Origin of the sequence: Bacillus sp. B1-b2, from assembly GCF_009183415.1 — a bacterium.
In the GTDB taxonomy this organism is placed as follows: Bacteria; Bacillota; Bacilli; order Bacillales; family Cytobacillaceae; genus Niallia.
Window position 1 is genome coordinate 33,582 of the sequence record NZ_WEHU01000028.1, and the last position, 20,724, is coordinate 54,305.

21 protein-coding genes, 1 tRNA gene, 2 rRNA genes and 1 pseudogene are annotated in these 20,724 nt (G+C 34.4%); 9 read left to right on the plus strand and 16 right to left on the minus strand.

Annotated features, from left to right (window positions below; translation table 11 throughout):
* Positions 1-529: 529 nt before the first annotated feature.
* Genes F9279_RS20225 through F9279_RS20240 form a run of 4 tightly spaced genes read right to left on the minus strand, consistent with a single transcriptional unit; the run spans position 530 to position 6,570 of the window.
* Entirely contained in the window at positions 530-3,391 is a 2,862-nt protein-coding gene (locus tag F9279_RS20225; RefSeq protein WP_152116040.1) for an AAA family ATPase, read from the minus strand.
* Entirely contained in the window at positions 3,381-3,944 is a 564-nt protein-coding gene (locus F9279_RS20230; protein WP_152116041.1) for an ABC-three component system middle component 1, read from the minus strand. The genes F9279_RS20225 and F9279_RS20230 overlap by 11 nt, the downstream gene beginning before the upstream one ends.
* Complete coding sequence (locus F9279_RS20235) at positions 3,941-5,356, minus strand: ABC-three component system protein (protein ID WP_152116042.1); 1,416 nt, start codon at positions 5,354-5,356, stop codon at positions 3,941-3,943. The genes F9279_RS20230 and F9279_RS20235 overlap by 4 nt, the downstream gene beginning before the upstream one ends.
* Before the next feature lie 29 nt (positions 5,357-5,385).
* On the minus strand, positions 5,386-6,570 hold the full coding sequence (locus F9279_RS20240; protein WP_226793760.1) for an MBL fold metallo-hydrolase: 1,185 nt from the start codon (positions 6,568-6,570) through the stop codon (positions 5,386-5,388).
* 657 nt (positions 6,571-7,227) lie between these two features.
* Between F9279_RS20240 and F9279_RS25330 the strand changes: the two genes are divergently transcribed.
* From F9279_RS25330 to F9279_RS20250, 5 genes are read left to right on the plus strand one after another with little or no spacing between them, the layout of a single operon-like run.
* Positions 7,228-7,389, plus strand: a complete 162-nt coding sequence (locus F9279_RS25330; RefSeq protein ID WP_193224644.1) for a hypothetical protein — start codon at positions 7,228-7,230, stop codon at positions 7,387-7,389.
* The gene (locus F9279_RS25335) at positions 7,364-7,525 is read left to right on the plus strand and encodes a hypothetical protein (RefSeq protein ID WP_193224645.1); all 162 of its coding nucleotides are present in this window, start codon (positions 7,364-7,366) and stop codon (positions 7,523-7,525) included. Before F9279_RS25330 ends, F9279_RS25335 begins: the two co-directional genes overlap by 26 nt.
* Before the next feature lie 50 nt (positions 7,526-7,575).
* Positions 7,576-7,746 (plus strand): hypothetical protein, encoded by a 171-nt coding sequence (locus F9279_RS25340; RefSeq protein WP_193224646.1) that lies wholly within the window; start codon positions 7,576-7,578, stop codon positions 7,744-7,746.
* Between the two features lie 13 nt (positions 7,747-7,759).
* Positions 7,760-8,185, plus strand: coding sequence for a recombinase family protein (locus F9279_RS20245; protein WP_193224647.1), 426 nt, complete (start codon positions 7,760-7,762; stop codon positions 8,183-8,185).
* On the plus strand, positions 8,146-8,475 hold the full coding sequence (locus F9279_RS20250; protein WP_152116044.1) for a tyrosine-type recombinase/integrase: 330 nt from the start codon (positions 8,146-8,148) through the stop codon (positions 8,473-8,475). The genes F9279_RS20245 and F9279_RS20250 overlap by 40 nt, the downstream gene beginning before the upstream one ends.
* A gap of 178 nt (positions 8,476-8,653) precedes the next feature.
* Here the strand turns inward: F9279_RS20250 and F9279_RS20255 are convergent, their stop codons facing one another.
* Complete coding sequence (locus tag F9279_RS20255) at positions 8,654-8,992, minus strand: topoisomerase (RefSeq protein WP_226793763.1); 339 nt, start codon at positions 8,990-8,992, stop codon at positions 8,654-8,656.
* A gap of 261 nt (positions 8,993-9,253) precedes the next feature.
* Between F9279_RS20255 and F9279_RS20260 the strand changes: the two genes are divergently transcribed.
* Positions 9,254-10,465: a site-specific integrase gene (locus F9279_RS20260; protein WP_152116046.1), complete on the plus strand. Its 1,212-nt coding sequence runs from the start codon at positions 9,254-9,256 to the stop codon at positions 10,463-10,465.
* Positions 10,466-10,547: 82 nt separating this feature from the next.
* On the opposite strand, the gene groL is transcribed toward F9279_RS20260, so the two are convergent.
* Complete coding sequence (gene groL / locus F9279_RS20265) at positions 10,548-12,182, minus strand: chaperonin GroEL (protein WP_152116047.1); 1,635 nt, start codon at positions 12,180-12,182, stop codon at positions 10,548-10,550.
* Positions 12,183-12,253: 71 nt separating this feature from the next.
* The gene (groES, locus tag F9279_RS20270; protein ID WP_152116063.1) at positions 12,254-12,538 is read right to left on the minus strand and encodes a co-chaperone GroES; all 285 of its coding nucleotides are present in this window, start codon (positions 12,536-12,538) and stop codon (positions 12,254-12,256) included.
* A 457-nt stretch (positions 12,539-12,995) separates the two neighbouring features.
* Here groES and F9279_RS20275 point away from each other — a divergent pair, with 457 nt between their 5' ends.
* Together F9279_RS20275 and F9279_RS20280 are read left to right on the plus strand one after the other, a co-directional pair.
* Positions 12,996-13,733 carry a CPBP family intramembrane glutamic endopeptidase gene (locus tag F9279_RS20275; RefSeq protein WP_152116048.1) on the plus strand — a complete coding sequence of 246 codons (738 nt, stop codon included), beginning with the start codon at positions 12,996-12,998 and terminating at the stop codon, positions 13,731-13,733.
* Positions 13,730-13,948, plus strand: coding sequence for a YdiK family protein (locus tag F9279_RS20280; protein ID WP_152116049.1), 219 nt, complete (start codon positions 13,730-13,732; stop codon positions 13,946-13,948). The genes F9279_RS20275 and F9279_RS20280 overlap by 4 nt, the downstream gene beginning before the upstream one ends.
* A 62-nt stretch (positions 13,949-14,010) precedes the next feature.
* On the opposite strand, the gene F9279_RS20285 is transcribed toward F9279_RS20280, so the two are convergent.
* Positions 14,011-14,679, minus strand: a complete 669-nt coding sequence (locus tag F9279_RS20285; protein ID WP_152116050.1) for a redox-sensing transcriptional repressor Rex — start codon at positions 14,677-14,679, stop codon at positions 14,011-14,013.
* Between the two features lie 40 nt (positions 14,680-14,719).
* Positions 14,720-15,208, minus strand: a complete 489-nt coding sequence (gene moaC / locus F9279_RS20290; RefSeq protein WP_152116051.1) for a cyclic pyranopterin monophosphate synthase MoaC — start codon at positions 15,206-15,208, stop codon at positions 14,720-14,722.
* A 194-nt stretch (positions 15,209-15,402) separates the two neighbouring features.
* Between moaC and F9279_RS20295 the strand changes: the two are divergent.
* Positions 15,403-17,341: pseudogene (locus F9279_RS20295) on the plus strand (ABC-F family ATP-binding cassette domain-containing protein).
* A gap of 198 nt (positions 17,342-17,539) precedes the next feature.
* Here F9279_RS20295 and tsaD read toward each other — a convergent pair.
* From tsaD to F9279_RS20330, 7 genes are all read right to left on the minus strand, one after another.
* On the minus strand, positions 17,540-18,571 hold the full coding sequence (tsaD, locus tag F9279_RS20300; protein WP_193224648.1) for a tRNA (adenosine(37)-N6)-threonylcarbamoyltransferase complex transferase subunit TsaD: 1,032 nt from the start codon (positions 18,569-18,571) through the stop codon (positions 17,540-17,542).
* Positions 18,568-19,014 (minus strand): ribosomal protein S18-alanine N-acetyltransferase, encoded by a 447-nt coding sequence (rimI, locus tag F9279_RS20305; protein WP_152116052.1) that lies wholly within the window; start codon positions 19,012-19,014, stop codon positions 18,568-18,570. Before rimI ends, tsaD begins: the two co-directional genes overlap by 4 nt.
* A 2-nt stretch (positions 19,015-19,016) precedes the next feature.
* Complete coding sequence (gene tsaB, locus F9279_RS20310; RefSeq protein ID WP_152116053.1) at positions 19,017-19,730, minus strand: tRNA (adenosine(37)-N6)-threonylcarbamoyltransferase complex dimerization subunit type 1 TsaB; 714 nt, start codon at positions 19,728-19,730, stop codon at positions 19,017-19,019.
* Positions 19,727-20,182: a tRNA (adenosine(37)-N6)-threonylcarbamoyltransferase complex ATPase subunit type 1 TsaE gene (tsaE, locus tag F9279_RS20315; RefSeq protein ID WP_152116054.1), complete on the minus strand. Its 456-nt coding sequence runs from the start codon at positions 20,180-20,182 to the stop codon at positions 19,727-19,729. Before tsaE ends, tsaB begins: the two co-directional genes overlap by 4 nt.
* A 160-nt stretch (positions 20,183-20,342) precedes the next feature.
* A tRNA-Met gene (locus F9279_RS20320) sits at positions 20,343-20,416 on the minus strand.
* 23 nt (positions 20,417-20,439) lie between these two features.
* Positions 20,440-20,556, minus strand: a 5S ribosomal RNA gene (gene rrf / locus F9279_RS20325).
* 74 nt (positions 20,557-20,630) lie between these two features.
* Positions 20,631-20,724, minus strand: a 23S ribosomal RNA gene (locus F9279_RS20330); the annotation flags it as partial.

Consider the following 20,724-nt stretch of genomic DNA (forward strand, 5'->3'; position numbering starts at 1 on the left):
TAACTAAATTATTGATTCAAATCATAAATTACCAAAATAGCAATTCTGTAAATTATGCATACCTTAATCCGATCTTATTGAAACAACTCGAAACGATGCAAAATACCATTCCACATTACTACTGTACATTGTCTATAAAACCATAAATCTCTTTAACTCAACGTCCAGACCACGACTTAATCAAAACTATAAGATACTTTCCTCCTGTTAAACCAGTAGTCTGTTTTAGGTATAAATCAAGAGCTAAACGAGTATAACTTACTTTAGTCCGCAGGTTTGGCAATGAAATAAAAAGGATGCGGGAGAAAGTACTTATCAAGATATCTGAGTAAAAGTATGTATCTATCCTAAATTACATAACTTAAACTTGTTAGTTCAATCTGTAAGTCAAAGATAAGACACCTTATTTTTAAAAGGTGTCTTATTTTGTAAGCAAAAGAAGAAAATCCAGCAGTTTTCTGAAGATACTGGTGGTTGGGATAAAAACCGTTAATATCACTTCAGAACTGAATTACTTGGATTTTCTCGACTATAAAACATGATCTACTTTAATTAGTTCTTGTGTTAATTCTTCAATATTCTTTTTCTGATAATACTGAATTAACTCCGTACCATCATTTGCATACCTTCTTATAGATGGGCCATTTTGACTGTATCCCTCATACTCAATAACTGCTACATTTTGAAAGCGAAATTTACGCAACATCATCTTGTAGAAAGTATGATCATGTGTAGAAATAATGATTTGCTTATTATGCTTTTCTATAAATAGCCGGACTAAATCAATAAATGCTAATGTATTTATTTCGTCCATACTTTGAATGGGGTCATCCATTCCCATTAGCTGTAATGGTGACCAGTTTTGATGTAAAGACATAGAAATAAAAAATGATAATGCTATAGTATTTATTTGAGCAGAACTAAAGATATATGACGCATTAGCAGGTACCTCAGCGTCCACTTGTCCGGTTAATACATATATAAGCAGCCTATATGCCCTGTTCCTATGTTCTTTTGAAAATTTCACTTTACTATACATTGGATGGGAGTTTATATGAGAGAAAATTCCCCCAACCGTATCAAACAATTGATCCATCATCTTATTATTAAGCCCATCTAAAGCATTTTTTACATTATCAATAACACTTTGGACTGCCTTATAATCACTATTTATATCGTTCTTTTCCTTCGTGATTGTTTCAAAGTACTCTCGTTGTTTTTCCAAATTTGCTTGAAACTCAACTAATTGTAATTCATCGTTAGCATGTTCTAATGCATTTAGAACTTTTAATGATATTTCTTCCTTTTGCTCTAGGCTAGAGAGTGCTATAGCATGTTTCTTAGAGACATCTTCTAAAAAGATGAGAACTTCCTCTTCACCAAACTTGTCAATCTTTGTTGAATTTGACTCTAATAATGACAATTTATTAATGAACCTATTTATATCTTCCTCAGTTTGTTGCTCTTTTCTATCAAAAATTTTCACTTTATTTAGTAAATTTTCACGATCTTCTACAGATAGTGAAGATAGATGAGATTGTAACTGTTCTTTTAAACTAATTAACCTCTCTTTTAAGTTAAACTGATCAGTATCTATATTTAGTTTTTTTGCATCTAATTGAAAGTTCGTTAAAAATTTCTCCATTATTTGCATCTCATTATAAAGTTGCTGTTCATAACTCTTCTTTTTATTTGAAAGCTCTCTGTTATCCATAGCCTTTTTTTCAAGAGAAACTAACAATTTTTTTATTTCTTTTTCTTCTTTATTTTGTTGTTCCCTTAATCGCTGTAGCTCTTTATCCTGTGAATCTAATTGATTTTTAGTCTCTAAAAATTGTTTCTCTAACTCCGGAAGAGTTTCGTTCATCTTCTCTTGTTCTTTTGCAATTCGATTTTTCAGAACTAATTCGGATATACCTTTGGTTCCACAAGCTGGACAATAATCTATATCCGTCTGCACAGAAATATATTCATTTAATGCATTTAGGAAGATTTGGTATTTAGTATCAATCCCTTGAAGGTCTTTAATAGATACATCCAATACTTTAAGATTCCTTGAATTCATTTCTATACTTATCTCTAAGTTATTTAAAATTTGGTTAGTACTCTTCAAATTATATATATAACTTAAGATTTCATTTCTGATTTTTTCTTCTGTATTAGATAATGGAGATATTTTAGGAAGTTGCGAGAACTCCTTTTGCTCTAAAATATTTTGTAAAATTTGTCTTATTTCCTTTACGAAATCCTCCAATTCAGTTGCTGCGCGTATATATTCCTCAGCCGCTAACTTTGATTCTTGAACCTCTTTTGTCATTCTCACTCTATTTTCAGAACTTTCAATAAACCTAGGCAGATGTTCAAGAAGATTTTCAACATTGTCTAATTTCTCTTTATACATTATAAGTTGATTCAATGTTTTCCTTTTAGCAGGGAGTTCATTTAAAAATTTCTTTCCTTCTCTCCATCCATCAAGTAGTCCTTTAGCTTCTTTGAATTGATATGTTGTATTCTCTAATTTGTAGCGTTCCTTCTTCAACATTTCTTGGTTTTGAACACAAATTTTCTTTACTTCTTGCCATTGTTCTTGCTCATATGCTTGTTTTATATTATTAAAGTATCCCAAATATGGGGATAAGACTTCTTTTAAAGAAATATTATCATTAAGTAATATCTTCTTATTGAGTTTACTAATACTTTCTTCGATACTATTAATTGAATGCTGAACTTCCTGTAATTGCCCTTCTCTTTGTTGAATTTGAATTTTTAATAAATCTGATATTTTTTTAAACGAGTCTTTATATTTTAAGAAATGCTCTGTTCCAAACAAAACTGAAAGAGAATTATACCTGTCTCCATCTTTCATTCCTCTAACGAACTCATTTAGCTTTTCTTGGCCCAATATATGTGTTAAAGCAATAATTCGAGAAGTATCTTCAATATTATCCCTCCACGCTTCCTTTACTAACCAATTCTGCAGGACCATTTCGGCTTCATCACCATTTATTTCTTTCTGAAATCCACTAGGGTTTTTTATTGAAATCTTTAGCGTAGATTTCCCATAGTCCGTGGTATCAGCTTGTTTAACTGTACAAACTCTTGTTACTTCAGCTATTCTACTTGATGATATTTGTAACACAAGAGTTACATACGTCGTCTGGTCAACATCTGCATTAAGATTTCGAATAAAGCGAGTACGTTTTCTTTCATCTGTAGGTACACTAAACCTATGAATTTCTCCAGTTAATACCCATTCAATTGAATCAAATATTGAAGTCTTACCATGTCCATTAGGTCCGTATAGCAATAAAACATCTGCGTCTTGAAAATTAAATGTTACTTTATCAAGAAAGCCCCTGAATGCTTCTAAGGTTAGAGATTTAATTTTCATTTTTTTCACCTCTATCTACATAAGGCGATACTATTTTTTTTAATGTATCTTCCGCAGTATAGTCCCCCTCAAAAAAACCACTTCCAATTCTTTCAATTACATCTGTTTCCAGATGATTTTTTAATTCCTGTAAGAAGTGGAAGTCGTTAAAAACAATAAGTTCATCTTCTAACTGGATTTCTAACGTTAAAGGTAGTTTTTGAGAGAAGGGATGGTCTTTCATAGTTAGAATTATTTTCTTGAAGTACTGGCGATCATTTTCAATAACTTTACGATTAATAGTTAAAATATCATATTGCTGAACAAATAAAATCAAGTAAATATCCCACTTTAAATCTCTTAAATCCCCATTTAATCGCCCTTGAATTTTTACTGCCAATTCATCAGCCGATTTTTCCCAGTTATCTAATAATTGTTCCTCTGTTTCAAAACTTGCAATTCCAAAAATTTGTTCTGGAGATGCATATACTCTATCTATATAAGCAAATTCAAGTTGAGTAAATTTTTGGAGCTTTCCATAGTTCTCAAATAATGAATATAAATCACTAATCATACTATCATTTCCTCTATTCGTTGTAGTAAGCCATCCAAATTGTCTACTTCATTATGTAAATCACGCAGGCAACTTGCACAGAGAACTTTTATCTCTTGTAACAAACCTAGATTGTTTTTTTCTATCCCAGAAAAGTATCCTTCATCGTCCGAGGCGCAATAACTTTTTATTATGTTTTCAAAAGAAAATTCCGATTGACAATTTTTACAAAGGTTTACTTTTTTATGCCCACTACAGTTATCCATTATTATTGGGTAAGGTAAAATGACCTCTCCTCTTTGAACTGCCTTTTTTCCAGTTGGGGTTTTCAACCTAGTACGAACTATTTCTAACAAAATCTCAGGCATTTTCGTATGTCTTCTTACTGCATAAACCAAAAAATTATAATAATCTTGATCGATATCTACACTGAGGTTTGCAGTTTGATCATTATACACAAACTCCATATCTGGGAACTTACACTTTATTAAAGTAAGTATCTCAATAAGTTGTTCCAGTCCTGCATAATCACCAGAATCAATTTGGAAGGGGAATCTGTATTGCTTTAAGTAATTATCAAGGTCACTAGGACCTAGATTGGTAAGCCCCATAACTACTTCATCTAACCTCTGATATAAAACGGAGTGTGAATCTTTTGGAAAATCTTTTACAAGTTGGATTATTGTTTCTCTAGCTTGCCTTAATTTAATTTCTAGTGTTGTTAAAGTAGCCGTTTGTGCAAAGCCTGAAGAACTAACTGGCCCATATACAGGATAGCCTTTTCCAGTTTGATCCAAGATCATTCTATTGTTAGTGTCATTTTCTTCTACAATAGACCCTAATTCCTTTTTTAATATTTCTAAACAACTATAGAGACTTACCCCACCCATAGAACCGCCATAAATCTTGTCACTAATCACTCCAACTACTTTATCATTTATTAAAATTGGGGAACCAGAAGCACCTTTTGTCTTATAGTTAATGTCAATAATTTGTGGATGGACACAAGAAAGGTCTAGGTCATATTTTCCATCCTCCACATTCGGTATATTAGTTTGCTTGACTATTCCAGAAAAGAGTTCTCCCGTATCACGTTTTGTAGTCGAATACCCATACGCCGACCAGTTAGTTTCTGGTATGACTTCAGATGTAGAGATTATTAATGGATTTATCTCTGCCACTGGCTCCAAAATCTCAAGGATGGCTATATCTAATCCAACATATGGTTTCTCAGGGTAAATAACTTTGGCTTCTACTGTTTTACGATTACCTTGAAAAAAGAAAATAAGACTGATTTTTTCACCACTTTCCCAATAGTCATCTATTGTATGACGAGCAGTTATAGCCCTTTGTTCTGCTACTAAGAAAGCTGTCCCGATACTATCTGATCCACATTCTAATTGTGCTACAGCTTGTTTAAACTCTGGTCTCATTTCAATATTTCCCCACTTTAACTACTACTTTAAAATTCAATTACAGTAATTTCTCCCATTGTAGCTGTGTGTATCTCATAATTATATTTCTCTTTCCATTCCTTCTTATCAAAAAGTTTGGATGTCTCTGTTGGATAAGACATGTATAATTCTCTTTTTAAATCTTTGGAATCCCTAACTACAATCCTAGCAATAGTAGCTTCATTAGGATGACCATGGATCTTTCCATTTGTAGAGATTAGATATCTATTAGAATCAATAAGTTTCATTAATGAATTGTTTGTATTATTTTCACTACCGTGATGTGAAACCTTTATTAAATCGAAGTATATTGGAAATTGATTTTCTCCATATACTTTCCTTAGCTGTTCTTCTACTAGAGTTGGAGGGGCGTCGCCTAAAAAAAGTATTTTTTTACCATAATACTCTATGATTATAGTGATTGAACTTGCATTAATTTCATCTTGATCCTCTTGAAATGGCTTTTCTACTAATTTAACAATATTAGTTGTCGAAGAAACCTTTTCTGTCTTATTAGCAACTCCCGTTGACTCACGATTCTGGGAAATAAACTCTACAGCATCATCAAATACCGTATCGACTGTTAATGGTAGAGTAGGAAACATTCGACGTAGTTCCTTGTACCATACCCTTTTTAATGACTCTAATTGTACTTCTGTAGGTGATAAAACATAAATTTTTACATCTTCTGCAATATTTTTAGATATATTGGAAAAGGAAATGGCTTTACTATTAAAAGATGTGTTCCAAGGGTATTGGTTCATCTCTAGCAATGCTCCTAATCGTGTCCCTTGTTTTCCACTTATTTTTATTGAACTTTTTTCTTCGCTGTCGTCAACATATACTACACGTTTTTTTATTTTTTCAACATCATTTTCTTCTAAAGTGATGTTCTCATTTCCAATTGAAAGATGGCGGTAACTATTATGCCAAACTTCTTTAACACTAATAATCTTAGGAGATTTACTATCCCCATTCTCCCTAAAAAAAGTAATTCCACCTTGAATATGATCTTGATCAATATGTGTAAAAATAACTAGGTCAATCGATTCTCCGTTCGAGTGTAATTCTTGAAGTTTAGGTTTAACATAATTTCTATATGTATGTGGATATGCTAAGTCAATTAAAATATTTCTTGTGGATTGACCTAAGAAACTAATTAAGAAACTATCTCCATTTTTCGCTGGAAACATTTCAACTCTTATAGTATTGATACAATTCACCTCCTAATTTCTTCAAATTATGTGGTTTATAAATAATTCTAAGATTTCCTACTACACTAACAATCATTTTAAAAGTAAACCACCTAATTTCTTTAACATCTTACATCTTGCTGATGCCCCCATATTTGTGTAGCAATTTAATTATCCTATTAGCCCTTTTTGGGTTCCTCAAAAATATCATTTCTTTATCTAAAATGTGCTAATCTTCTCCAAAATCCGACACCTATTATATATATTTTACCAAAAGTTACCGATAATTAAAATTGTATTGGCTCTTGAAAACGTACAAACTAAAGTTTTTTATATACCTACAATTGAATAAATTATTTATTATAAACTATTTCAAAAATTGTTATCGATATCTTTATTATCAATATCAAAAAGGGAGATTACCAATTGAGTAGCTTCTCCTTTTTCTTTACCAACAAAAAATTCTTATAAAATTACGATTTACTATTAAAATGGTTCAAATCATAAGATACAATGATTTCCGAATAACCGGTTAATTCTATTCAACTAAATACAGGAACTATAACAAGCGAACGCCGCAGGTTTCATGCTGTTATCTACTCTTGAGATAACCAGTCCTGCGGCTTTTTAGTCAAAATAATAAAAAGGAAGAAACCTATGACAAAAAAACAAGAAACTAAGGAAAATACATCTTTTAAATTAGATATTTTCAAAATTTATGATGAATGTGAAAAAAAAGGAGTTTCAAAGGAAATTATATCTGGTTTCCTTAAACTTCAAAGGAGGATTCGTGATGCACAAAATATTTCAGGATCTTAATTTACCGGGAAGTACCACACGGCCAGTTATTATTCCACGGAGTTTGAATTCAACTTCTTCAAATAAGGCAATTGCTTTACAGCTAGAGTTACCATTTGTCATGAGTGAATCCAACTCTACTGATAAGAAAGAATAAAAAGATTTCTTCCTGTTCATAATGGAGACAATTGAACAGGAGGGATAACTATGCATAAACCTAAGATTACGAGTATTACTTATTCAGAGGAATTACCGAAGGAGTCGGCTGTCATCCTATATCGATTGCTTGAAAAACTGGTAATTGATTCGTTGCCAGTCGATCCTCCACTAATCAGTTTGTTCCTAAAGGATTCTCTGGATGAGTTCAAGAATAACTGAAAGGAAGTACCATATGCAAAGAAATATCAAGAGAAGCTTAGTAAAGAAAAAAACGGCAGAGTACAAGCGTACTAGTTCTGGCGGACAAGACCTCAAGCTACAAAGCGAAACAAACGCAGAATACCTACGTGATACTCCAAAAGAAAACACATTAGAATTTACTGATTATGATGTTTCTGCAACAAAACTTTCAATGGAAAACAGACCTGCCCTTGGACGTATGTTAAAAATTATTGAAAATGGAATGATTTCACGAGTGGTTGTGTATGAAAGAGACCGTCTTGCTAGAAATGTCTACGAATATATTTATATCGTAAAGAAGTTTTATGAATATGAGGTTGAAGTTGTTTTTACTGCATCGGATGCTCCACCATTCTCAAAAGAATTGTTCTTAGAAACATGGTACGGTCTCTCAGGGGATTTATTTTTACAAATTTAAATCACCTTCCCGGTTACCCAATATTAACTAAATTTGTCGTAAATAGAATGAAACGATTACTAAAACATAGTGGATTAAATTCAAAACTTACTCCACATTCATTACGCCATACCCACACATCGCTTCTTGCTCAGGCAGGAGTGGAATTAGATGAAATTATGGATCGCTTAGGCCATGAAGATGATGAAATAACAAAAAAAGTGTATCTCCATATAACAAGCCATAGAAGAAAGAATGCCTCTAACAAATTTAGTAATTTGGTGCGAAGCATTAGAAAAAGAAAACCTTGAAAGCATATACTTGCTTTCAAGCTACATAGACTTTTCACATTCCCAAATTCATCCGACAATTTTCTTGTTTTGTCGGATTAGTTTTAATTCTGGTACATATAGAGTAAAAATCAGGCCAATTATTGTTGAACACAATGGGGCAACTGGAGTCCCCAAATACTATTAAAAATCATCTCATTTATTTTTCATGTTTCTTAAAATATGTTCTTGCTAAGTAATTTTCAATAAAATTCTTAACAAAGCTATCTTGCAACAAATTATATACTCTGTGTGAAGACTTTGAATAGGAGAAGTGTTTTTCGTCGTTGTACCTTTGTTGATGACTTAGCATCCATGCTTCTATATAGCTTTCAGGTGTATCATATTCTAATGGATCGACTTCGTATGTTGCATTCTTTCCACCAATAATTCCATTAAAACTTTGTAAGTTGGTTTCCTTATCTAGTATTTGACTAACCCTTTCTAGTGTAGCAGTTTCGTTTTCTTTTACATATTTAACAACATCGTTTTTTTCCATTACCATAAACCATCTCCCCTTCTATTCAGAACTACCCAAAATTTATATAATTATTCTAATTAAAACAACAAATTAACCTCTAACCTATTTTCTTATTCTTTAACTGGTCATACTGGAATAATCTCACAATAATTATACCGGGAATTTATAGAAAATGATAAAATTTCGTTTCAACCTGTTTATTACATAACGAATTATTTACTTTCTAATAGGACATAATGGACACTTGTAACAGTAAGAAATGGAAAGAGAGGTTATTCGATGAAAGGACATTTCTACCGGCGAAACTGTACTTGCGATAAGAAAAAATGTGCTTGTGGTTCAAAGTGGGCTTTCACCATTGATATAGGTTTGGACCCAATCACTGGGAAGAGAAAACAAAAGGTAAAAAGCGGCTTTATTACTAAACAGGAAGCCGAAGAAGCTGCTGCCACTCTAATTCACGAACTTAACCAAGGGACATATTTAGAGGAAACAGATAAAACTTTTAGCATATTTGCAAGAGAGTGGCTTCCTGTTTACAGCGAATCAAAAGATGTAAAACCCGGAACCATTCGAGTGCGAGAACATGAGATCGGCAAGCTTTTGCCCTATTTCTCTCAGCTAAAATTAAAGGACATTACCAGAAAAATGTATCAAGATGCGTTAAATGATTTAAAAGATCAAGGATATTCGGATAGTACAAGGGAAGGGATTAATCGAACAGGAAGAATGATTTTTCGAAAGGCACTTGAGTTGGAGCTGATTAAGAAGGATCCTACTGAGTTTGCTTATGTTAAAAAGGATAAGAAAACGATTGAACAGTTGGAGGAAGAGGAAGTTCCAAAGTACCTTGAAAAAGAAGAACTTGCCCTGTTTTTAAAAACAGCCAAGAATTACGGTCTGGAGCATGACTATTTGTCGTATTTAATTTTAGCCTACACCGGAATTCGGGTTGGCGAACTGGTTGCTCTCAAGTGGAAAGATATAGATTTCATTAATCATACGATTAGCATTACCAAGACGTATTATAATCCGAAGAATAATGCCTTAGAGTATCAGCTTGTGACACCCAAGACAAGGAAGTCACGAAGAAGAATCATTGTGGATGAAGAGGTGATAGATACATTGACGAAACATAAAAACGTTCAAAGCCAAGTGATTAAGCGACTTGGAGCAAATTACTACAACAAAGATTTCATATTTGCCAAAATGGAACGACAATTTGGTTATCCCATCGTGATTAAAAATGTGCGAGACCGAATGAAAAGGCTACTTAAAATAGCTGGCCTAAATGAAGATTTGACTCCGCACAGTTTAAGACACACACATACGTCGCTACTAGCCGAAGCTGGTGTCTCACTCGAACAAATCATGGACAGGCTTGGTCATACTGATGATCAAATCACGAAAAATGTGTACCTTCACGTTACCCAAGAAATGAAAAAAGAAGCCTCTCAAAAGTTCAGTGAACTTATGAGAAGCCTCGATTAATATCCTCAATGTTAGCAAAATGTTAGCATTCCACTCTCATCTTACTTACAAACCCAGTCATATCAAGGGTTGGAGGCACTTATTACATCATGCCGCCCATTCCACCCATACCGCCCATATCAGGCATTCCAGCACCTGCACCAGCTGGTTCTGGTTTATCAGCAACTACTGCTTCTGTAGTTAAGAACATAGCAGCTACAGATCCTGCGTTTTGTAATGCAGAACGTGTAACTTTAGTTGGGTCAACGATACCAGCTTCGATCATGTTTACCCATTCGCCGTTAGCAGCGTTGAAGCCTGTTCCTACTGGTTCATTTTTCAATTTCTCAACGATTACAGATCCTTCTAGACCTGCGTTGAATGCGATTTGACGAACTGGTTCTTCGATAGCACGTAGAACGATGTTCACACCAGTTGCTTCGTCGCCTTCTGCTTGGATAGCAGCAATTTTATTGTATACGTTTAGAAGTGCTGTACCACCACCTGCTACGATACCTTCTTCTACAGCAGCACGAGTAGAGTTTAAAGCGTCTTCGATACGTAATTTGCGTTCTTTTAATTCTGTTTCTGTTGCAGCACCAACTTTAACTACTGCTACACCACCAGAAAGTTTTGCAAGGCGTTCTTGTAATTTTTCGCGATCGAATTCAGAAGTAGTTTCTTCTAATTGAACACGGATTTGATTTACGCGAGCTTGGATGTCTTCAGTAGCACCAGCACCTTCAACAATAGTAGTAGTTTCTTTTGTGATTACTACTTTTGCTGCGCGTCCTAGAGAATCGATAGTTGTTGTTTTAAGCTCTAAGCCAAGATCTTCTGTGATTACTTGACCACCAGTTAAAACAGCGATATCTTCTAGCATTGCTTTACGACGATCACCGAATCCAGGAGCTTTAACAGCTACTGCAGTGAAAGTACCGCGAAGTTTGTTTAATACTAATGTAGCATTAGCTTCGCCTTCTACGTCTTCTGCAACAATTAATAATGGTTTACCTTGTTGTACAACTTGCTCTAATACAGGTAGGATTTCTTGAATGTTAGAAATCTTTTTATCTGTAATTAAGATGTATGGATTATCAAGAACTGCTTCCATTTTATCTGAATCAGTAACCATGTAAGGAGATACATATCCGCGATCGAATTGCATACCTTCTACTACGTCTAATTCAGTTGTGAAGCCTTTAGATTCTTCGATTGTGATAACACCGTCGTTACCAACACGTTCCATAGCTTCTGCAATTAATTGTCCAACTTCTTCGTCAGCACTTGAGATTGCAGCAACTTGTGCAATAGAAGCTTTACCTTCGATTGGTTTGGAGATTGCTTTTAATTCTTGAATAGCAGTTGCAATAGCTTTGTCCATCCCTTTACGGATACCCATTGGGTTTGCACCTGCAGTTACGTTTTTAAGACCTTCACGAATCATAGCTTGAGCTAAAACAGTTGCAGTTGTTGTACCGTCTCCAGCAACATCGTTTGTTTTGCTAGCTACTTCAGCAACTAGTTTTGCACCCATGTTTTCGAAAGCATCTTCTAATTCGATTTCTTTAGCAATTGTTACACCGTCATTTGTAATTAATGGTGAACCGAATTTTTTCTCAAGAACCACGTTACGTCCTTTAGGTCCAAGTGTTACTTTAACAGCGTCTGCTAGTGCATCTACCCCACGTAGCATTGCACGGCGAGCTTCTTCACTAAATTTAATATCTTTAGCCATTTTGAAAAACCTCCTCTAGTAATTTAAGTTCATGTATTTTTTTATTCATTAAGTATTATGTTAAAATGTAATTAGCCAACGATAGCTAAGATGTCGCTTTCGCGAAGAATTAAGTACTCTTTGCCTTCATATTTAACTTCAGTGCCAGAGTATTTTGAGAAGATGATAAGGTCATCTACAGATACTTCAAGAGCAACACGCTCACCATTATCTAGTACGCGACCAGTTCCTACAGCTAATACTTTACCTTCTTGAGGCTTTTCTTTAGCTGAGTCTGGTAATACGATACCACTTGCAGTTTTTTCTTCTGTTTCAACAAGCTCAATAATAATACGATCTCCTAATGGCTTTAACAAGTGAAACACCCTCCTCAAATATATATACAAAATAGTTTCTTATTAGCACTCATCATCTACGAGTGCTAACACAATTATTATATTAATGAATCTTTTTCCATTTTGCAAGAGACAAGCCTTCGAATTCCAAAAAAAAATAGAGACACGCTCACAACCCTTAAACAGTATATACCTAGCTCTCTCAATTATTCCTATTATTTCTAAGAGTAAATTAGATTTTTAAAAAAATTACATATGTTGTTAACTAAACTCCTAAGCATTTAGACTTCTTATAAGGAGAAATCAACATGTTTGGAGAAATTACTCTTTCATAAGTGGTACTATTTGAAACATTCCTATACTTATTAGTAGAATAGAAAGTATGATTGTCATTATCTACAAATATAATAAGAACAAACTACCATCACAATTTGTTCCATCTTCATCTCATCATCATATTTAAAGGAGCTATTATACTTTGAAAAAAGAATATTGGATTATCTTAATTTCTTATATTGCCATGCAACTTTCCACCTATGTGGGAACTCCGCTGTTTCTCTTTATAGCTAGCATAATCGGCTATGATGCTACAGAAAGAGAAGTACAATTTAACGCAGGTGTGTCTTGGTTGATATTTAGCTTTATCGTAACATTAATCATCTGTCTTTTCATATTACGAAAAGAAATGCAAAATCCTATGCGAAAAGATGTATCTAGTATTCCTAGTGCCATTGGTTGGGCTATTGGAGGGGTATTTCTATCCTTATTTGCTCAAAGCATCGCAGGCATGATTGAACAACTTATTGGGATAGAAGCAGGCTCTGAAAACACAGAACAAATAATGACCATTATTGATGCCGCTCCTTTTGTTATTATAGTGGTTAGCATTGTTGGACCAATATTAGAAGAACTAGTCTTTCGGAAAGTTATATTCGGCTCACTTTATGAAAGATTCGGGTACTTTTTATCTGCATTAATTAGTTCTCTTATCTTTGCTGTAGCACATTTTGACTTTGCACACATATTGCTATATGCAAGTATGGGCTTTACCTTTTCATTCCTATATGTAAGAACCAAGAGAATTCTCGTGCCTATTTTTGCTCATGTATCCATGAATACACTAGTCGTCATTATTCAGTTGAATTATGACAAGATAATAAAGTGGCAAGAAGAATACTCGGGAGTAACACAATTTATTGGAGGCCTTTTTAAATGAGAAGATCCGCTTTATTCTCCGGAACGCTTTACATTCTTTTCGGAGCGCTTTTTACTTACTTTGCTATAGAAGATCTAAGTCGCAATCAAGAATGGGGCTTCTATACATACTTACTCGTTATCCTTGCTACCTTTGATATTGGGTCTGGGGTTAAATTAATTGCTTTTCACTTTTTCTTAAAAAAGAAACAAGCAGAAAGTAAAAAAACAAAATAAAAGAAAAAATGCGTGTATAAGAACTTAGCCAAGCGCTACACTCTTATACACGCATTTTTTTCTTAATCTTCTTCTGTTTCTTCTGTTTCTTCTGTTTCTGCATAATGCTTTAGGAAATAAACAAGAGATTGCAATTCTACTGCTAAATCAATATGATGTACTCTCACTCCTTGTGGAACCGTTAAACGTGCTGGAGTGAAGTTCAGTATTCCCTTAATATTACTCTCTACTAAACGATCGGTAATTGGTTGTGCAGTATTAGCTGGAACCGTTAATATTGCCACTTCAATTCCATTTTCTTTAATCACTTTCTCTAGCTCATCCATGTGGAATATAGGAACATCATTTACCATTGTTCCAATCTTATCCTCTACAATATCAAAGCCAACTTCAATCTTTGTATTATTATTCTTTAAGAAATTGTATTTTAGGAAAGCTACCCCTAGATTCCCTACCCCAATAAGAGCTACTTTAGTTAATTCATCTTGATCTAATGTTTTACGGAAAAAGGACAGTAAATAATTGACATTATAGCCATACCCTTTCTTTCCTAAAGCACCAAAGTATGAGAAATCTCTTCTAATGGTTGCTGAATCTACTTTAACCGCTTCACTTAGCTCTGCTGATGAGACTCTTTGTTTGCCTGATGAATGCAGATTTTTTAAAAATCGATAATATAATGGTAACCGCTTTGCTGTTGCCTGCGGTATTTTCATTACCTCGTTATGCATACTTATCCCCTACCTACCTTTGTAATTAGGATTTGTTCCCCTACTGATCTATTCTTTTGTAATCGCCACTTTTCCCACCAGATTTCTCTTCTAAAAAAGTAGGACCGATTACCATTCCTTTATCCATGCTTTTGCACATATCATAAACCGTTAATGCCGTCACGGAAGCAGCTGTTAATGCCTCCATTTCCACTCCAGTACTTCCTACTGTTTTCACGGTTGCAGAAATAAATAAGTGATAACTCTCCTTTAATAACTCCCACGTAAAGGATATGTCAACACCCTTTAACATAATAGGATGACACATTGGGATAATATCTGCTGTTTTTTTCGCAGCCATAATGCCTGCTACTTGTGAGACTGCTAATACATCCCCTTTTTTCATTGTTTGGTTTGTGATTTTCTCATATATCTCTTTACTTACTTTAATACTTGAAGTAGCAATTGCAATGCGAGCGGTTTCACTTTTTTCGCTTATATCAACCATTTTCGCTCGGCCTTCCTTATTAAAGTGTGTAAAATCCCCCATAATAACACCTCTATGCAAAATGATACACTATTTTTTCGATATTGTGTATTTATTATCATTATTTTCCTCTGTTTTTCCACTTATCCACATGGAGTTTAATTTACATATAGAAAGTAGCTCTTCGGCTCCTTTATTGCAGGATATTGCTTATATGAGTTACACTTAGGTTAGAAAACCTAGAGGTGAATTATATCATGATACTATTACAAGTAAACCAGCTTTCCAAGTACTTCGGAGCTGAACTTATCTTATCAAATATAAAATTAGAAGTACAAACACGAGATCGCATCGCCTTAGTTGGTAGAAACGGTGCAGGTAAATCTACACTATTAAAAATGATTGCTGGTCATCTATCCTTTGATTCTGGTGAAATTATTAAACCGAAAAATGTTGAGATTGGTTATTTAGCTCAAAATACTGGATTAGAATCAAGTCTTTCTATCTGGGATGAAATGTTAACTGTATTTAAAGACCTACAAGACCAGGAAGCAACACTAAGAGAATTAGAAAGTCAGATGTCGAAACCAGCCGTGATAGAAAACCCTGATCGATTTGATAAAATTTTAAAAGAATATGATCAGCTACAATATAACTTTAAAGAAAATGGTGGCTATCAGTTTGAAGCTGATATACGTTCTGTTCTTCACGGATTAAACTTTCACGATTTCGACTATAGTACCAAGATATCCACATTAAGCGGTGGACAAAAAACTAGACTAGCTTTAGCAAAGCTCTTACTCACAACTCCTGATATTCTAATCTTGGACGAGCCTACTAACCATCTAGACATTGAGACACTTTCCTGGCTAGAACAATATTTACAGGGCTATAAAGGTGCTGTTCTTATTGTATCCCATGACCGTTATTTTCTCGATAAAGTCGTTACTCAGGTTTATGAAATTTCAAGGAACCATATTCTAAGATTTACTGGTAATTATAGTGCTTATCTTGATGAAAAAGCAGCAAATTATGAAAGAGATATGAAGCAATATGAAAAGCAACAAGACGAAATTGCCAAACTGGAAACATTTATTGAGAAGAACCTAGCAAGAGCTTCTACAACGAAAAGAGCTCAAAGTAGACGTAAAACGTTGGAAAAACTAGATAGGTTAGATCGACCAGATGGTAATGAGAAATCGGCTTCCTTTGGCTTTGATATCATAAAGCAAACAGGTAATGACGTCATGAAGGTTCGCGATCTCTCTATAGGGTATAAAGACCAAACTGTTTCCAAAAATATCACTTTTTCCATGAACAGAGGAGATGCAATTGCCCTAGTTGGTCCTAATGGAGTTGGTAAGTCTACACTATTAAAGACCATAATAGATAAACTACCGCAGCACGCTGGTTCTATACAATTTGGCTCTAATGTTATGATTGGCTACTATGATCAGGAACAAGCCGAATTAAATTCAAATAAAAAGGTCATTAACGAACTATGGGATGACTTCGCACTAACACCAGAAAAAGATATTCGAACTGTCTTAGGCAACTTCTTATTTTCTGGAGACGATGTTTTAAAAATAGTTAACTCTCTTAGTGGAGGAGAAAAGGCTCGCTTAGCACTCTCCAAATTAATGATGGAAAAGCCTAATGTTCTTATATGTTCTTATATTAGATGAGCCAACAAACCACTTAGATTTAGATTCAAAAGAAGTACTAGAAAATGCACTTATTGATTATCCAGGTACCATTCTATTTGTTTCCCATGACCGCTATTTCATAAATCGAATCGCAACAAAAGTTATTGAATTAGATGGTAATGGTTCAACAGAGTATTTAGGTGACTATGATTACTATGTGGAGAAAAAATTAGAACAAGAAGAGCTACAAGCTTTAGAGGCAACAGCTTTTATTTCTTCCCAAAATCCAATAGATACAGGAGAAAAAACATCCTATCAAATGGATAAAGAAGCGAAAAAACTTGAAAGACAACGTATAAGAAGAATTGAAGAGATTGAAAAAACAATTGAACAGTTAGAAGAGCAAGTGGAAGAGATAGAAACAGCTTTATGTGATCCGGAAATCTTCCAAAATCACGAGAAAGTTATTCAACTTAATAAAGAACTAGAAAATGGCAAAGAACAAATAGATATACTTATGGATGAATGGACCGAATTATCCGATAAGTAAAAAGTACTGGGTTGATTTTTCCCAGTACTTTTTTTCCACATTATTATCCACATGTTAATAGCTATTATATAAGCTTTCCACATATTTATACACAATATCCACAGAAATACAAAAAACTATCAACATTATCCACAACCTGTGTATAGTTCAACATATTTATACACAAGATAAGGAAATTTTCGTTTTAGGAATTTAGACTTAGTTCCTATGATTGTGGATAGTGATATCTAATCCTGGATTACCGTTCATTTTTAAAGGTGCTCTTTGTCCTTTTTCAAAAAAAATCGTACCAGCACTAGCAATCATTGCAGCATTATCTGTACAAAGAGCTAATGGTGGAATAGTCAATTTGATAGGATTATCTTTAAATTGTTCTTCTAATGCTGCTCTTAACCCTTTATTCGCTGCAACTCCACCTGCTAGTACTACATGCTTAACTTTGTACTCTCTAGCAGCCTCTAGCGTTTTTGTTACTAAGACATCCACTACACTTGCTTGAAAACTTGCAGCCAAGTCTTCTGGTTTAATAATTTCTCCTCGCTGCTCTGCGTTATGCACAGTGTTAATAACTGCGGATTTTAATCCACTAAAACTAAAATCATAGGTTCCATCAATCCAAGCTCTCGGCAACTTCACTGCCTTTGAATCTCCTGTCTGTGCTAGACGATCAATATGTGGACCTCCAGGATAAGGAAGCTTAAGCGTTCTTGCCACCTTGTCATAGGCTTCTCCAGCCGCATCATCCCTTGTTTCTCCTATTACTTCGAAATGACCATGCTCTTTCATGTACACTAACTCCGTATGCCCACCTGATACAACTAATGAAAGAAGAGGAAATTCTAAGTTATCCACAAGTTGGTTTGCATAGATATGACCAGCAATATGATGCACTCCTACAAGAGGAATACCAGTAGCAAAACTAAGAGACTTTGCCGCTTCAACACCTATGAGTAATGCACCTACAAGTCCAGGTCCTTCTGTTACAGCTATCCCATCTATGTCCTCATAGGTGACTTCTGCTTGATTCAATGCTTCCTCTATAACAAGCGTAATTTGTTCTACATGGTGCCTTGAAGCTATTTCAGGAACTACTCCACCAAATCTTTTATGACTTTCAATTTGAGAAGCAACAATATTAGATAATATTTCTTTACCATTCTTTACAATAGAAACCGCTGTTTCATCACAGCTTGTCTCTATTCCTAAGATTATTACGTCATTATTTATCATATTTTCACCCACATTACTAAAGCATCTTCTTGATTATCGGTATAATATTTCTTTCTAATGGCTCCATTTTGAAAGCCTAATTTTCGATATAGATTTTGTGCTACTATATTAGACATACGAACTTCTAGAGTCATGGATTTAGCACCTAATGTCTTTGCTTCCTCCATGATTTTTCTTAATAAAGTCTCTCCCAATTTCAATCCTCTATATTCAGGTAGAATTGCTATATTGGTGATATGTGCTTCATCTACTACAATCCAAACTCCACAATAGCCTACTAGCTCTTCGTTGTACTGAATGACTATGTACTTAGCAAAACGGTTCTGAGTCAGCTCATTATAGAAAGCTTCTTTACTCCATGGTGTTGAAAAGGATACTGTTTCAATTTTGTATACATCTTCAATATCTTCAATGGTCATCAATCGTAACTGAAATGCTTCCATTATCACTTTTCTTCCTTCTTTGCATTTTTATTCGCTTCAAGCCAATTCGCCTCTGCTTCTACCATGCGAATATAATTAGGAGTAAAGTGATGAATATCTTCTCCTTCTCTATCCACTCCCAATTTAGCTAATACCGATGGTCTTGGATTGAAATCCACTGCATCTGCGAAAACAGCTAATTCCCCTAATGCATCTTTCAGCAATTCTTCATGAATTGGCAAATCATTACCTACGAATAGAATAGGCTGGTTTAAATATTCAAGCTGTTGAACCCAATCATTATTCATAATCAACTGATCTTCTTTCACTATCTCATGATGAGAAGGAGAAAATTGATATAATCCTGTATATATCTGCCCTCTTCTTGCATCAAATAATGGAGAAACATAACCATTAAAATAACGACCAACGGATGCTGCAAGCACCTCAAGACTTGATACACCAACTAAAGGTATCTTAAGTGTCCATGCAAGTGTTTTTGCAATGGTAACACCAATACGAACACCTGTATAAGAACCTGGTCCCTTAGCAACAATAATCTTAGAGAGTTCCTTAGGAGTAATATTGCACTCATTCATTAACTGCTCTACAGCTGGCATTGCTCGAATGGAATGGTTCTTCTTTAAATTTGTAATATACTCTCCCACTACTTTTCCGTCATCTAGAATAGCAATCCCTAGTACAAAGTTTGATGTATCTATTGCTAAAATCTTCATTCAAATAACTCCTTACATATTTGCATTGCTCTATCGCCTTTAGGAAGAAACGTAATTTTTCTTCCTGAATCCTGATTATAATACAAATTAATTTGTAGATATTCATTAGGTAATTGTTCTCCAATTAAATGAGCCCATTCAACTACCGTAATACCTTCTCCTTCAAAATATTCATCAAATCCGAGATCTTCATATGCATCTTTTAACCGATATACATCCATATGATATAGCGGTAGGTTACCCTGATATTCCTTTATAATAGTAAAAGTGGGGCTATTAACTGTTCTAGTTATCCCTAATCCTTTTGCTAGTCCTTTTGTAAAAGTTGTTTTGCCAGCTCCTAAATCCCCTTCTAGTGTAATGACATCACCTGGCTTTAAGTAACTAGCAAGTTTTTCAGCAAACTCCATTGTTTTGTCTGCACTATCTACTAAGCATTCAAAGTTCTTCATAAAATACTCCTACTTTTATTGTTCTATTCTATTTATTATTATACTCAATTAATGGGATAGTCTAAAGCATACTCAGATGTTTTTCTATATTTCTATAAAGAAAAACTGACAATAAAAAAATCCTTAGGTTTTTTCCTAAGGATTTTCTTCTTACTATTGATTGCGGGGACAGGATTTGAACCTGCGACCTTCGGGTTATGAGCCCGACGAGCTACCAGACTGCTCCACCCCGCGACGATAAATATAAAATTAACTTTGCCTGGCGACGTCCTACTCTCACAGGAGGAGAACCTCCAACTACCATTGGCGCTGAGAAGCTTAACTTCCGTGTTCGGTATGGGAACGGGTGTGACCTTCTCGCTATCGCCACCAGACTATTTAATTTTTTGAGAGTTTGTTCCCTCAAAACTAGATTATGTTTAGAAGAAGAAAGAACCGAGTAATCATTTTAGTTAAGTCCTCGATCTATTAGTATCAGTCAGCTCCACACGTCACCGCGCTTCCACCTCTGACCTATCAACCTGATCATCTTTCAGGGATCT